Source organism: Symbiopectobacterium purcellii (assembly GCF_052050035.1).
Lineage (GTDB): Bacteria > Pseudomonadota > Gammaproteobacteria > Enterobacterales > Enterobacteriaceae > Symbiopectobacterium > Symbiopectobacterium purcellii_A.
Map to the genome: position 1 here is coordinate 75,841 of NZ_CP189880.1, position 13,926 is coordinate 89,766.

General features: G+C 48.6%; 16 protein-coding genes and 1 pseudogene. 6 read left to right on the forward strand and 11 right to left on the reverse strand.

Features of this window, described 5'->3' with window-relative positions; genetic code table 11:
* Positions 1–939: 939 nt before the first annotated feature.
* Together ACQGXV_RS00405 and ACQGXV_RS00410 are read right to left on the reverse strand one after the other, a co-directional pair.
* Positions 940–2,148 carry an IS256 family transposase gene (locus ACQGXV_RS00405; protein ID WP_440862502.1) on the reverse strand — a complete coding sequence of 403 codons (1,209 nt, stop codon included), beginning with the start codon at positions 2,146–2,148 and terminating at the stop codon, positions 940–942.
* A gap of 85 nt (positions 2,149–2,233) precedes the next feature.
* Positions 2,234–3,157 (reverse strand): IS5 family transposase, encoded by a 924-nt coding sequence (locus ACQGXV_RS00410; protein ID WP_440862503.1) that lies wholly within the window; start codon positions 3,155–3,157, stop codon positions 2,234–2,236.
* 288 nt (positions 3,158–3,445) lie between these two features.
* Here ACQGXV_RS00410 and ACQGXV_RS00415 point away from each other — a divergent pair, with 288 nt between their 5' ends.
* The 4 genes from ACQGXV_RS00415 to ACQGXV_RS00430 all read left to right on the forward strand — a co-directional run bounded on the left by ACQGXV_RS00415 (position 3,446) and on the right by ACQGXV_RS00430 (position 6,257).
* Positions 3,446–3,670: a hypothetical protein gene (locus ACQGXV_RS00415; RefSeq protein ID WP_440862504.1), complete on the forward strand. Its 225-nt coding sequence runs from the start codon at positions 3,446–3,448 to the stop codon at positions 3,668–3,670.
* A 65-nt stretch (positions 3,671–3,735) separates the two neighbouring features.
* Positions 3,736–4,659 (forward strand): IS5 family transposase, encoded by a 924-nt coding sequence (locus ACQGXV_RS00420; RefSeq protein ID WP_440862505.1) that lies wholly within the window; start codon positions 3,736–3,738, stop codon positions 4,657–4,659.
* Positions 4,660–4,955: 296 nt separating this feature from the next.
* Complete coding sequence (parM, locus tag ACQGXV_RS00425; protein ID WP_440862506.1) at positions 4,956–5,912, forward strand: plasmid segregation protein ParM domain-containing protein; 957 nt, start codon at positions 4,956–4,958, stop codon at positions 5,910–5,912.
* 6 nt (positions 5,913–5,918) lie between these two features.
* A complete protein-coding gene (locus tag ACQGXV_RS00430; protein ID WP_440862507.1) occupies positions 5,919–6,257 on the forward strand; it encodes a plasmid partitioning/stability family protein in 339 nt (112 codons plus the stop codon).
* Between the two features lie 25 nt (positions 6,258–6,282).
* Here ACQGXV_RS00430 and ACQGXV_RS00435 read toward each other — a convergent pair whose 3' ends face one another.
* Positions 6,283–6,642 carry a DUF2726 domain-containing protein gene (locus ACQGXV_RS00435; protein WP_440862508.1) on the reverse strand — a complete coding sequence of 120 codons (360 nt, stop codon included), beginning with the start codon at positions 6,640–6,642 and terminating at the stop codon, positions 6,283–6,285.
* Positions 6,639–6,917 (reverse strand): hypothetical protein, encoded by a 279-nt coding sequence (locus ACQGXV_RS00440; RefSeq protein ID WP_440862509.1) that lies wholly within the window; start codon positions 6,915–6,917, stop codon positions 6,639–6,641. Before ACQGXV_RS00440 ends, ACQGXV_RS00435 begins: the two co-directional genes overlap by 4 nt.
* A 141-nt stretch (positions 6,918–7,058) precedes the next feature.
* Between ACQGXV_RS00440 and ACQGXV_RS00445 the strand changes: the two genes are divergently transcribed.
* Positions 7,059–8,033 (forward strand): IS30 family transposase, encoded by a 975-nt coding sequence (locus tag ACQGXV_RS00445; RefSeq protein ID WP_440862510.1) that lies wholly within the window; start codon positions 7,059–7,061, stop codon positions 8,031–8,033.
* 241 nt (positions 8,034–8,274) lie between these two features.
* Here ACQGXV_RS00445 and ACQGXV_RS00450 read toward each other — a convergent pair whose 3' ends face one another.
* The 5 genes from ACQGXV_RS00450 to ACQGXV_RS00470 form a co-directional block, all read right to left on the reverse strand.
* Entirely contained in the window at positions 8,275–8,523 is a 249-nt protein-coding gene (locus ACQGXV_RS00450; RefSeq protein WP_440862511.1) for a DUF2442 domain-containing protein, read from the reverse strand.
* Position 8,524: 1 nt separating this feature from the next.
* A complete protein-coding gene (locus tag ACQGXV_RS00455; protein WP_440862512.1) occupies positions 8,525–8,827 on the reverse strand; it encodes a DUF1640 domain-containing protein in 303 nt (100 codons plus the stop codon).
* Entirely contained in the window at positions 8,808–9,389 is a 582-nt protein-coding gene (locus tag ACQGXV_RS00460) for a recombinase family protein (RefSeq protein ID WP_440862513.1), read from the reverse strand. Before ACQGXV_RS00460 ends, ACQGXV_RS00455 begins: the two co-directional genes overlap by 20 nt.
* A gap of 139 nt (positions 9,390–9,528) precedes the next feature.
* Positions 9,529–9,825, reverse strand: coding sequence for a transposase (locus ACQGXV_RS00465; RefSeq protein WP_440862514.1), 297 nt, complete (start codon positions 9,823–9,825; stop codon positions 9,529–9,531).
* Complete coding sequence (locus tag ACQGXV_RS00470; RefSeq protein WP_440862515.1) at positions 9,822–10,304, reverse strand: transposase; 483 nt, start codon at positions 10,302–10,304, stop codon at positions 9,822–9,824. The genes ACQGXV_RS00465 and ACQGXV_RS00470 overlap by 4 nt, the downstream gene beginning before the upstream one ends.
* A gap of 556 nt (positions 10,305–10,860) precedes the next feature.
* Between ACQGXV_RS00470 and ACQGXV_RS00475 the strand changes: the two are divergent.
* A pseudogene (locus tag ACQGXV_RS00475) lies at positions 10,861–12,000 on the forward strand (IS256 family transposase).
* Positions 12,001–12,467: 467 nt separating this feature from the next.
* Here ACQGXV_RS00475 and ACQGXV_RS00480 read toward each other — a convergent pair.
* Together ACQGXV_RS00480 and ACQGXV_RS00485 are read right to left on the reverse strand one after the other, a co-directional pair.
* A complete protein-coding gene (locus ACQGXV_RS00480; protein ID WP_440862604.1) occupies positions 12,468–12,686 on the reverse strand; it encodes an amidohydrolase family protein in 219 nt (72 codons plus the stop codon).
* Positions 12,687–12,949: 263 nt separating this feature from the next.
* A complete protein-coding gene (locus ACQGXV_RS00485) occupies positions 12,950–13,903 on the reverse strand; it encodes an Rpn family recombination-promoting nuclease/putative transposase (RefSeq protein ID WP_440862516.1) in 954 nt (317 codons plus the stop codon).
* Positions 13,904–13,926 lie beyond the last annotated feature (23 nt).

The following is a 13,926-nucleotide window of genomic DNA, read 5'->3' on the forward strand; positions in this document are numbered from 1 at the left end:
GGTAGCAGCTATCGGAGCTGGTGCATTTGTGATTGGTGCAATAGCTGGATGGAACATAAATAAAATAACCTCGGGCGCTGCGAAGTTTATATCACGAAGAGTGCAAGGGAAATCAGTCGCGACTAATGCAGCCGCTGGTGCAGCTTTGGGGAGTGCAACTGCTCACCTGACCGGAGCAAGAATTCAGGGTACGGCCATTGCGGGGGTCGCGGGGGGAATTTCCGGCACAATGGGGGGCGTTATTGCCAATTCTGACCGGGGGATGGGAGGAGCGCACGCTGCGGGTGTTGCAGTTGGCACGGTTAATACAATGGCAGGTAGTGGTGTTAGCTATGCAATGGAAGTCACGTCCGCAACTTTTGGGGCTGTTGGTGGATTTATTACAGGTACGCACGGTAGTACCTCTGTTGGGGAAAACACCGGCAATGGTAGTTATATTGGAGGTATGGTTGGCCGGTATGCCGATAATGCTGTCTCATATGCGTTTAATATCGTTGGTGGAGAGATTGCTAGAAGATGCGCCCAGTCAATAATAACAAACTATGTAGGTAATAATTTTCTGACAAGATTTGTGGGCAGAAGATTAGGCGGAGCGGTGTTCTCATTTTTACGAAGAAATATTTCAGTTGGCGGTTTGAATGAATGGACAGGAAGCAGTATTGGGGCTGCGGCCGGTGGGATTGGCACTGCGTTAAGTATCACTGCACCAGATGCACATTTCCGAACCAGAATTAATCAGCTTGGAAATGTGGTTAATACTGTGGGAGGGTGGGCAATGACCCAGCTGAGACGTTTTGTTTTGCCTGCTGCAGCAAGAAACGTCGCTATAAACGCGGCTACTGGTGCGATTCGGCTTGCAACCCGGGGGGTTAGCTTTGCCTGATAGAGCCTGTACAGACCCTGTAGACCCTGTACACGATTCTGTGTAAATGCCTTTTCTCAGTAGTGACCGTCCAGGCGGTCACCGAACTCGATAATAAAGCGGCTTATCGCCATACGCCAGTCCCTCAGCGGCATCGTCCATTTCTGTGATGCTGCCTGGATTGCCAGCCACACCACCTTTTTCACTGCGTCGTCCGTCGGGAACACCTTACGCTTTTTGATGGCATGCCGGATCACGCTGTTCAGCGACTCTATGGCATTCGTCGTGTAGATAACCTTGCGGATGTCCGCCGGGTAAGCGAAGAACGTCGCCAGGTTGGCCCAGTTTGACTGCCAGCTCCGACTTATCTGCGGGTAGCGACTGTCCCAGGCGCTGGCGAACGCTTCCAGCGCCTGCTGGCCTGCTTCTTCCGTGGGGGCCTGATAGATGGCTTTCAGGTCACGGGTGACGGCTTTGTAGTCCTTCCAGGAGACGAACCGCAGGCTGTTGCGCACCATATGTACGATGCACAGCTGGATACGGGCTTCCGGATACACCGTGTTGATGGCGTCCGGGAAGCCTTTCAGACCGTCGACACAGGCGATGAGGATATCGTTCAGGCCGCGGTTTTTTAGTTCTGTCAGCACATTGAGCCAGAATTTCGCGCCCTCGTTTTCAGCCAGCCACATACCCAGCAGTTCTTTCTGGCCTTCGATGTTGATACCCAGGGCCAGGAACACGGATTTATTGATGACGCGACTGTCCTGCCGGACCTTCAGGACGATACAGTCAAGATAAACAATGGGATAGACTGCGTCCAGTGGACGACTCTGCCATTCGGTAACCTGCTCCATTACGGCGTCGGTGACCTTCGAGACCAGCGCCGGAGAGACATCAGCGTCATACAGCTCTTTGAACGCTGCTGCTATCTCGCGGGTGGTCATCCCTTTGGCGTACAACGATAAAATCTGGTTATCCATCCCGGTGATCCGGGTCTGGTTTTTCTTAACCAGTTGCGGTTCGAAAGAGCCATCACGATCGCGCGGTGTACGCAGCTCCAGCGGGCCATCGTCAGTGATAACCGTCTTTTGGGTATAGCCGTTGCGGGCGTTGGTCGCCGGTCTGGGCTGATTTTTATCGTAGCCGAGATGATGGGTCATTTCGGCGTTGAGCGCCGCCTCGACGCTGATTTTTTTCAACAGGCGATCGAACTGGTTGAGATCGTCAGGGGTTTTGAGATTTTTGGCCAGTTCGTTAGCCAGGGCCTGCAACTGTTTTTCGTCCATAAATTAACCTGTTTTTGATGTTGGATTGAACATATCAAAATCAGGCAATTACACAAATCTATGTACAGGCTCTCTGCTACACCTGTTATCCGATCCTGACGCTGTGTGGCATACCCAACAACGTCATACGATTCAGCGCTTTGACCATCGCCATGGCTTCACCCACCTGAGCATCGTAGTCACGCAGGCTCAGGTGGCCACCCAGCAAAGTTTTTATGCGGAACATCGCTATTTCTGCCACTGAACGCCGGTGATAACCCACTTTCTTTTTCCACATATCATTACTCCCGCTCAGACGCTGATTCGCCACCGCATGGTTACGTTCATGGTACTTGTCCGGCCAGTATTTCGCTCCGCTTCGCGGCGGGATAAGGGGCCTGATTTTCTTTCTCAGCAACGCATCGTGGCAGTAACGGGCGTCATAAGCACCGTCTGCTGACACTTCCCTGATTTTCCGGTGGGTTTGGTTAATCAGGCCCGGCAGTGCCTGCGCATCTGTCGTTCCGCTGAGCGATAAGTCGGCACAGATAATCTCATGCGTCACACTGTCTGCTGCCAGATGAAGCTTGCGCCACACTCTTCGTCTGTCAGCCCCATGCTGCCTGACTTTCCATTCACCTTCGCCAAAGACCTTCAGACCGGTACTGTCGATGACCAGATGCGAGATTTCACCACGCGTTGGCGTTTTTATGCTGATACTGACGGTTTTTGCCCGCCGACTGACCAGAGAGTAGTCCGGGCAGCGCAGTGGCAGGCTCATCAGTGTAAAAACCGAGTCGACAAAGCCCTGTAATGCCCGGAGCGACAGGTTAAACACGCGCTTTATCATCAAAACCGTGGTAACAGCCATATCGGTGTAGTAAAGCGGCCGACCACGACCTTCAGGCGAAGCACTGTCAGTCCATGCAGCGATGGCGGACTCATCAAGCCAGACCGTCAGGGAGCCGCGTTGTCTGAGTGCTTTGTTGTAGGTGGGCCAGTTGGTGATTTTAAACTTTTGCTTTGCCATGGGTAGCTGCTATCGGGAGCGATGATAGTGCTCTGATCCGGCGATCCCCTGAAAGTTCGATTTATTCAACAAAGCCTGTAGGAACTCCAGTGGTAGCGAAAACCAGCTACTTACTGAGGTTGCTATTATGGCTACTACCCCACTGAAAACTTGCCCTAAAAATCTGCATCCCATTTTCTGTAAGCGTGTCTATAGTGCAAGACCGGCGATCCTCGCTAAATTTGCGCGCCTTTCACGCAATTTGACACCCCGCCAGCGTACATCCCTTCTGAAAGTAGGGGGTGTTGCATGAACAGCCCCATCAAGCAATTTTGCCAAAGTTTGACGATCCCCTGTGGCTTTACTGATGCGAAATCTCAGGATTATACCAATGCCGCGATGACGGATATTCTGGGGATGACGGTAGAATCTTCTCAGGTGCTGGATGTTTTTCATGAGCACGAGGAGGTCGTTCGCCATAAGAAATTGCCATTATCCTTGCTCAGTACGTTACCCGGCGGTTGGCTTTGTTGAATAAATCGAACTTTCAGGGGATCGCCGGATCAGAGCACTATCATCGCTCCCGATAGCAGCTCCCCATGGCAAAGCAAAAGTTTAAAATCACCAACTGGCCCACCTACAACAAAGCACTCAGACAACGCGGCTCCCTGACGGTCTGGCTTGATGAGTCCGCCATCGCTGCATGGACTGACAGTGCTTCGCCTGAAGGTCGTGGTCGGCCGCTTTACTACACCGATATGGCTGTTACCACGGTTTTGATGATAAAGCGCGTGTTTAACCTGTCGCTCCGGGCATTACAGGGCTTTGTCGACTCGGTTTTTACACTGATGAGCCTGCCACTGCGCTGCCCGGACTACTCTCTGGTCAGTCGGCGGGCAAAAACCGTCAGTATCAGCATAAAAACGCCAACGCGTGGTGAAATCTCGCATCTGGTCATCGACAGTACCGGTCTGAAGGTCTTTGGCGAAGGTGAATGGAAAGTCAGGCAGCATGGGGCTGACAGACGAAGAGTGTGGCGCAAGCTTCATCTGGCAGCAGACAGTGCGACGCATGAGATTATCTGTGCCGACTTATCGCTCAGTGGAACGACAGATGCGCAGGCACTGCCGGGCCTGATTAACCAAACCCACCGGAAAATCAGGGAAGTGTCAGCAGACGGTGCTTATGACGCCCGTTACTGCCACGATGCGTTGCTGAGAAAGAAAATCAGGGCCCTTATCCCGCCGCGAAGCGGAGCCAAATACTGGCCGGACAAGTACCATGAACGTAACCATGCGGTGGCGAATCAGCGTCTGAGCGGGAGTAATGATATGTGGAAAAAGAAAGTGGGTTATCACCGGCGTTCAGTGGCAGAAACAGCGATGTTCCGCATAAAAACTTTGCTGGGTGGCCACCTGAGCCTGCGTGACTACGATGCTCAGGTGGGTGAAGCCATGGCGATGGTCAAAGCGCTGAATCGTATGACGTTGTTGGGTATGCCACACAGCGTCAGGATCGGATAACAGGTGTAGCAGAGGGAGTCATCCTGTCGGCTAATTCTGATTTATTCAACAAAGCCCGGTGAAACTTCAAAATGTTTAAAATACTCTTCATCTAGTCCTTTTCCCCTGCACCTACCCATAGATAGAAAATGGTTAAACCTATGACAAAAGACACGCACTGGCATAAATTTACATAATTTTTATACTAAAATGAGTAAATAAAATTATTTTTTGTGTTGAATATCGCATTTTTCCATGCTAATATACATAAAATTTATGTTTTTTATTTTAAATAATAACTTTATATAGGATTTTTTATGAAAATTTATGTAGATGATGGGTCAACTAGCATAAAAGTAAAATGGGAGGAAGGCGACGACAAAAGACTTGCCGTACCCACTGCGTTTAAACGTGGCTGGAAAGCAGATTTTGGCAACAGTAATATAGTTAACTACGATATCGATGGAGAAAAATACTCTTTTGATCGCCATGATTCAACAGCATTGAATACAAATAACATTGAGTGGCAATACAGCGCTGCTAATACACTAGCCGTTCATCATGCTCTATTGCAAACAGGAATCGAACCACAGACGATAGATATCGTCGTGACCCTACCCTTGTCAGAATACTACGACACAAACAAACAGATAAATAAAGAAAATATTCAGCGGAAAAAATCCAGCTTAATGAGAAAAGTCAGTAATAGCAAAGAAACACCAATGTTTAAATTTGATTCAATTACTGTCAGGCCAGAATCAATACCGGCTGGATTTGAAATTCTGTCTGATATGGATACAAACCAATCACTGCTTATCGTTGACATAGGCGGAACTACACTAGATATTTCACAAATATCTGGACAAATGACAGATGTCATCAATATCTATGGCGATCCGCATACAGGTGTTTCATTGATAACAGAAGAAGTTAAAAATGCACTCATAGAAGCAAAAACATATGCGTCAAACCATATGGCAGATCTTTTCATTATCAATCGAAACAACCATGATTTTTTCGATAAAAACATAAATAATCCAGCAAAAATAAAGAGCGTAAAAGAAGCCATTGAAAGGGCAAATATTCGTCTTAATGAGCGAGTAATCGATTCGATAAGAAAATTTAAAGGATATAGCCATATCATGGTCATTGGTGGTGGATCTGAGCTTATCAGTCAAGCGATAAAAGATTTCTGCAACGTTCGTAACGACCGCTTTTTCGTTTCCTCTCATCCACAATTTGATTTGGTCAATGGCCTTTTCACTATGGGGTAAATACTGATGGAACGGAAAAGACTATCCATTGCATTAACACCTACGAATATCGTCGATAAGTTTGCGATAGAAACCCTTGATACAAAGAAGAACTTATCTTCTAAATCACTATTAGTTGCAGGACTTGCATTAACATCAATAGATCCACGCCTTCCTAACATGATTTGCGCCATGATTACAGAAAAAGGAATTGAAGCATCTGATATATCCAGACTGATAAAATCTTTTTCACATGAAACCACAACAGATAAGCAAGGTCAGAAAGAATTAAACATAGATACAAAACCTTTATCACCTAAAGATATCACAAAAAAGAACAGTAAATCAGTATTCGGTGATGAATAAATCATTCTGATTTTTATTGCTATTCTCAAAAAAGTTCACAGGTGTACAATTCAGCAATACTGCCAACTTCTATCAAAGGAATTTGGCAGATTTCAAGCATCTTCCTTAATTCATGTGTTGTCTTTTTTTTAGATTCATTGGTAAATGTAATTACCTTGCATACTTTTTTATTCTTCACATCAAACAATAAAAACGGGGCTGTTAAATTGTTCAACTCAAGGAAATCATGGTAAAATAGTTCTGTCCCATATTCAGCGGTAGGTGTTAAAAATTCCGACAGTTTTACTTTGACAAAAACAACAACACCTTCGGGCATTAAGCGGTTAAGATTAGAATAAATTTCAGATTCATCTTCACTTAACAGGCTACGTTCTTTAATATTCATAACACTCCCTGATCGTCAAGCCTTCGTGCACTTTTTAATATCGGATAACCTTTTTCATTTATCACAATATCCAGTAAAAAGCATTCCCCTAAAAGGCCAGATGATTTAAAATCAATACCGCCTTGTTGTGAAGCATAGTGCCCTCCTGTTTTGGCATTGAAAAACAAATTCATTTTAAAATAGTCCCCTGAATCAAGGCAACGGAAGTAACAACAAATTTTTGACCGTTCCCACACTTTAAAGTTAAGTTGCGCCGATACCTGTTGCAGTGACACCACCGGATAGTGATATTTTATTGGTTCTAAACCGGCATTAACAGCATCAAAAGCCCCATTCCCACTCGAAACGCAACAAAGTGACCCACTGGCCAGACCCGGATAAAATCACCGTTCTGGCCCTACTGGAGATCCCGTTGCATGCAGGGAAAACATCTGACTCACAAAGAGCGGTTCTACATCGAAAAACGGCGTGGTGATGGGGTTAACCAGGCCACCATCGCCCGGGAACTGGAGCTTCCTCGTTCTACCATCAGCAGGGAGCTCAGACGCAATACCGACGCCGCTTTCAACGGGGTCTATTCCTGCAGAAGGGCCGAAACGTTGGCCAGAGGGCGGCGGCAGAAAACACGGCCGGACAGCGTGATTAACCAGCTTGAACCGCACATTCAGGACTTTATCAGAACGGCGCTGTCTACCCACACCTCACCTAAGGTCATCAGTGGGCGCCTGGTCCTGGAATTTGACCTGTCCGTCAGCAAGAACTCGCTCTATCGCTATATCCAGCAGGAGCGCCGGGCCGGTGGTGAGCTGTATCAGCAGCTCCCTCATCGAGGTAAACGGTATAACTATCAGACCGATGAGAACAAACGCGGTCCTATTCCCAACCGTGTTGGCATTGAGCAGCGGCCGGCCGTTGCTGACCTCAAGCAGGAACCCGGGCATTTCGAGATTGACACCATCTTTGGCAAAGATCAGAAATCATTCCTGCTGACGGTGGTCGATAAAGCCGTCAAGCTGGTCATCATTCGCAAACTGCCCAACAAGCGAGCAGAGACAGTGGTAGCGGCCTTCAGGGGCATCGTTGCCAATACCTTCTGCGAGTTTAAAACCCTGACTGCTGACAACGGTTCTGAATTTTCCCAGCACGGGGAAATTACAAAAGTCACGGGGGCACCGGTCTACTTTGCCCGGCCATATCATTCCTGGGAACGCGGGTTGAATGAGCATACCAACGGGCTGATACGACGTTTTTACCCGAAGGGAACGGACTTCAATTATGTCACCCATCGCAAGGTTGCAGCACTCGAACACCTGCTCAATACGCGAGGCCGAAAATCGCTGGGTTATCGTTCTCCAAATGAGGTATTTTTAACGCACTTACAGGCGGCATAATGCCCTACCGTTTTGTTGCGTTTCGACTGGGAATGGGGCATTCACCCAAAAGCTCCTGAGGGGAGTGGCAATCCTGAAGCAGTTGGTCAATAAGTTCGTTGCTGATAGGCATTTTTTGTCCTCTGAAGGTTTTCCTCAAAATGCCATTTACACAGATCTTTTTACACTCTCGATCCGGCGATCCCCTGAAAGTTCGATTTATCCAACAAAGCCCCACTACAACATTCCCCCGCGTCGATATTCAGGCGGTGTGATGTGATCGCTGAGTGATATCACTGCGACCAGCAATAAGCCCGTCTACGGAAATATCTTCGTCCAATTCATCCCAGTGAATCCCCCGCGCACTCAGTTCAAAGCGTTCACGCTGCTCCGGGCTGGCGTGCATGAGTTTCGGTAACCATGCCAGCGGCACGCCCAGCGTGCGGGCGTCACTAAGCGTCACCCACATGTTGTATTCATCAAACCGTACTGCCTTAGGCGAAACGCTCATGTTAGGCCCCGGTAAATAACTTAAGCAGGGTTGCCACCAATGCCGCCTGTGCAATAAGCAATCCCGCCACCCATTTAATGATGTCGGATTTAGTCGTTTCTATTTTTGTATCTACATCAGACCTTATTTTACTAAGCTGCATCTCAATATTTTTTTCCAACGTCACTATATCGAGTTTGGTAGCCAAGCGGTTTTCTATCAGATTGGCCTGTTCCTGCGCGAGGATTTCCGCCTGAGCTTCAGGCATTCCTGCGGTTGTCAGTTTTTTAACAAAAGCATGGGTATCAAAAACAAGCGTTGCCATGATGATCCTCAGTGTTTGAATTGATGATGCGATATAAAGTGGCTCGCCCAACTGCCAGTCGTCTGGCAATGGCGTCCATTGATAATCCCTGCTCCCGCAGCGCGATTATTTCTTCCGCTGAGGCTTCTGCGCGGGGTCGGCCAAATTTCTTTCCTTTCTCTCTTGCTTTAATGATCCCTTCATCCCTGCGCTCTGCAATAAGCTCTCGTTCCATCTGTGCAATACTGGCGATGATTGCCAAAACTCCCTTCTGGGTGGCGGTCATCACATCATTGAAGCGCATCCCTTCTTTGTGGAATTCTACGGTAATGCCCTGCGCCGTCAGACTTTCGACGATTTTGACAGCATCCCCGGCTCCAGAGCGACACACCCTGTCCAACGAGTGAATGTGCAGTTCATCACCTTCACGCAAATAATTCAGACAGGCCTGCCAGACCGGACGGTTCACCGTTTTTGCCGAACACTTCTCATCAAACATCTTGTCGAGAGTGACGCCACTTAACTGTCTGTCGAGATGCTGATCGCGGCTGGAGACTCTTCTGTAACCCACTTTTGCCATCATTCTATCTCAATAGTTCTAAGATAAATTGATAATAGTGAATCAAAAGTAAAAAACAATAGTTTTGAGAAAGTATTTCATCAAATCCCCAAAAGGATACTTTTGATACAGTAGTAGTGGTTATGTTTTCAGCTACAAAATATCAAGCGCGGCCCTCATCTACCAGATGTGGAACTATCTGCGCAGGAGGCAGGCTGGCGAACCGCGGCTCATGGCAGATGGCCAGAATCTGCCGTTCTTCTTCAGCACTGAGTTTATTTTTCGGCACGGGCCGTGGCCGTGGCGTTATGGCTCGTCGGTCGTCGGGCACCTGTTTCCAACGCTGTAGCGTTCGTTCGCTCAACCCCACACTGCAGCAGGCTTTGCTCACCCTGGCGCCGGCATTTACGGCTTCCTGCACTATCGCCATCAACCGTAGCCTGTCAGTGGTACGCGTCATTCGTCCCCGCTTTCCTGGTCGAACAACGCTTTGAACTTTTTTTCCAGTATCAACAGCGCAGCAGCTTCTGCCAGCGCCTTATCCTTGCGGGCTATTTCACGGTTAAGCTGTTGAATGTCCTTTTGCTGTTTTTTGACGATCACTTTTTCTTCCCGCTGGCTGGTCTGCATAAATTGCTCCTTCCACTGCTGTATCTGCTCAGGATAAAGGCCTTTACGGCGACAATATTCGGCAATAGCGTGTGCAGACAGAGGTGCCGTTTCAACGAGAACGGCAAAGCGCGCTTCCTGCGACCATTCTTGAGACGGTTTATCTCCCGCCTCTGCAGCCTGGTTAGGAATTCCGGCTTGAGCACGCCAAGCATAAAGCGTATTGGTTGGGATCCCTTCAGAACGGGCGATCTGAACAACTGACTGGTTATGCGGTGGCATCATTCTGGCGATCACAGCTGCTTTACGCTCGGGTGAATAAGTCTTCATTATTGTCGTATCCTGCCCCCTGATTTTTTTCAGTTAGAGGCGACAACTACCCTGACATAGGGGGAGATTACCAATAACTGACTTTCTACGCTGGTAATCCCGTAGAAGTAATTTGGCAGCCTTCACAGTAGAAAGCACCGTAGAGAGGCTTACAGGTGCCTTAAAATCGATTCCTGCGAGGTATCTCTAAGTGATATGTCAGTGCAAATTGAAATCTGACCCACTGTGCCGAAGTAAAACTAACCCACCTGCTTCTGTTTTTGGGTAATCTATGCCGCAGGCATGGAAGGCGCGAAAATTGCTTACAGATGCGTACAGGAGCTTTAGCGCGCCGATACGTGAGCGTAGCGAACCCTGAAGCCCCATATGCCCACGGACTGCCCTTCGCGCTGCTAAGCCGGTTTTTAACGGAGTTTCAGCCCGCACTGCTTTCTACCTGTCGCTACCGATATTTTCCAACTGACCGTATTAAACAACTCAGAAAAGATCACTCTGACAGCGCTAAATCTTAAGTTACATCCTGCGGTACAATCCAACATCAAAAACAGGTTAATTTATGGACGAAAAACAGTTGCAGGCCCTGGCTAACGAACTGGCCAAAAATCTCAAAATCCCTGACGATCTCAACCAGTTCGATCGCCTGCTGAAAAAAATCAGCGTCGAGGCGGCGACCAACGCCCGCAACGGCTATACCCAAAAGACGGTTATCACTGACGATGGCCCGCTGGAGCTGCGTACACCGCGCGATCGTGATGGCTCTTGCGAACCGCAACTGGTTAAGAAAAACCAGACCCGGATCACCGGGATGGATAACCAGATTTTATCGTTGTACGCCAAAGGGATGACCACCCGCGAGATAGCACAGCGTTCAAAGAGCTGTATGACGCTGATGTCTCTCCGGCGCTGGTCTCGAAGGTCACCGACGCCGTAATGGAGCAGGTTACCGAATGGCAGAGTCGTCCACTGGACGCAGTCTATCCCATTGTTTATCTTGACTGTATCGTCCTGAAGGTCCGGCAGGACAGTCGCGTCATCAATAAATCCGTGTTCCTGGCCCTGGGTATCAACATCGAAGGCCAGAAAGAACTGCTGAGTATGTGGCTGGCTGAAAACGAGGGCGCGAAATTCTGGCTCAATGTGCTGACAGAACTAAAAAACCGCGGCCTGAACGATATCCTCATCGCCTGTGTCGACGGTCTGAAAGGCTTCCCGGACGCCATCAACACGGTGTATCCGGAAGCCCGTATCCAGCTGTGCATCGTACATATGGTGCGCAACAGCCTGCGGTTCGTCTCCTGGAAGGACTACAAAGCCGTCACCCGTGACCTGAAAGCCATCTATCGGGCCCCCACGGAAGAAGCAGGCCAGCAAGCGCTGGAAGCGTTCGCCAGCGCCTGGGACAGTCGCTACCCGCAGATAAGTCGGAGCTGGCAGTCAAACTGGGCCAACCTGGCGACGTTCTTCGCTTACCCGGCGGACATCCGCAAGGTTATCTACACGACGAATGCCATAGAGTCGCTGAACAGCGTGATCCGGCATGCCATCAGTGTTCCCGACGGACGACGCAGTGAAAAAGGTGGTGTGGCTGGCAATCCAGGCAGCATCACAGAAATGGACGATGCCGCTGAGGGACTGGCGTATGGCGATGAGCCGCTTTATTATCGAGTTCGGTGACCGCCTGGACGGTCACTACTGAGAAAAGGCATTTACACAGAATCGTGTACAGGCTCAATTTTACGGAATCGTAGACCCTTTATTGATGATACCTTCTTACTCCTTAGCGCCGGTCTTTGGAATTTCCATCTCAGAACAGCGTAAAATTTACTTCAATCACCGAAACACCCTTATTTCACTATTAAGCAACACGCTTACTGAATGTAACCGTGACTCCTCTCAACATGATGGCTCATCATCTCATGCTTTTCATGGCGTAACGGTCGGTGCTGTAGTGCTCTCGGTCTGTTGTTTTGCCCTAATATCTTTGGCGGGGTTCGAGTACCAATCGTGTGAAAAACCACGCTAAGAAAGTATCCAACTGTTTTACATGAATAATATTGAAGGAAGGCGCGTCAGCTTTTTAAAAAATCACGCTTTTCGCGTAGCTTTCTTATTTATCGAAACAATTATGACCATTGGGCTTAAGTTGCTTTGCCGCCATTCAAGTTAATCAGCATTTCTGTCACGAGTCAGGCGCATCCAGTTATTGTGAGCAAAAGCTGCTTTGCCAGTTTCATCAAGATTACATTTTTCCAGAAATTGCCTCGCATCATTACCGGGGCGATATTGAAATGGATAATCAGTAGAAAAAAGAATACGCTCCTCACCTACTATCGCTACAGCTCTGTCCAAAAAATGAGGAAGGAACAGGCTTTGTTGAATAATTTAACCGTTTGATTTACATCTTCTTTAGTTAGAATGCATTTACAGAGAATGTATTTTGTTAGAACGACAAATCAAATAGTTAGCACAATAAAAAACATTCCGAGAGGAAAAATTAGTCGTTGAAATTTTATAATGCTTATATAAATAAGTATCTTAAATTATTCAACAAAGCCGAAGGAACATACCACTCGCCGTAACATACAGATTTTCCCTGGCCATCAGTATACGCTGATGGCCAGGCAGGGCGTGTCAGGAAAGGATGACTAATGGCGGATTTGTGCCAGGTCGTCTTCAGTCAGGCCGGTCATTTTCATGACGGTGTTGTGGTCGAGGCCATTCTGCAGCATGGTACGGGCGACTTCGAGTTTACCTTCGAATTTACCTTCGAGCTTGCCTTCGTTGCGGCCTTTTTCAATACCACGTTGCTCACCGAGCTGAATGCCCTTCTCGATGCCCTTCTGTTCGAGCTGTTGTGCGATGGTCATAAGTGCGTCTCCGTGTTGCGGCACACGCTGTGCCAGTTCGCGTACAAAGGCTTCGGCGTCGGATGTTTCGCCTGCCTGCAGAATATAGTGTACCAGTGATATCACCTGCGATGAAGACAGATATCCGGCCAGTAAAAGGGGCGCCAGCCGATCGACCAGTTCTGCCAGATCCCGCTGATGAATATGTTTCTGCAGTAATGTCAGTGCAGCCATACTGCGATGATCGGCGATTTCATCATCCGGAATGACGGTCACATCAACCAGCGGGAAAGCATTGCTGTAGAGTTTGCCAGCCAGAGCCGGATCGTCAAACTCATCCAGCCAGCGGGTGGAGTACGGATACGGGCTGCGTTTACCGGTATAGAACAGTACCGGTATCACCAGTGGCAGTGTCTTATGGCCAGCGTCGAGATGACGCTGCATGGCGGCCACCGCATAGCGGATAAGGCGAAAGGCCATATGCCTGTCGGGCGTCGACTGGTGCTCCACAAGAACGTGAATGTATCCATCGCCGGCAGAGGTTTTCAGGCTGTAGAGCACGTCGCTGAAATACTGGCGCAGATCATCCTCAACGAACGAGCCGGACTCCAGTTTCAGCGTGCTGAGATCGCAGACCGCGCGTAGTTCCGCAGGCAGGTGGATTTCCATGAAATCCCTGGCAATATCCGGCTGCGTCAGGAACTGCCGGAACGTGGCATCGTGAGGCGTGGGCGTCGTGTTTTTCTTCTTCATCAGTCCTGGCCCTGAAAAATAAT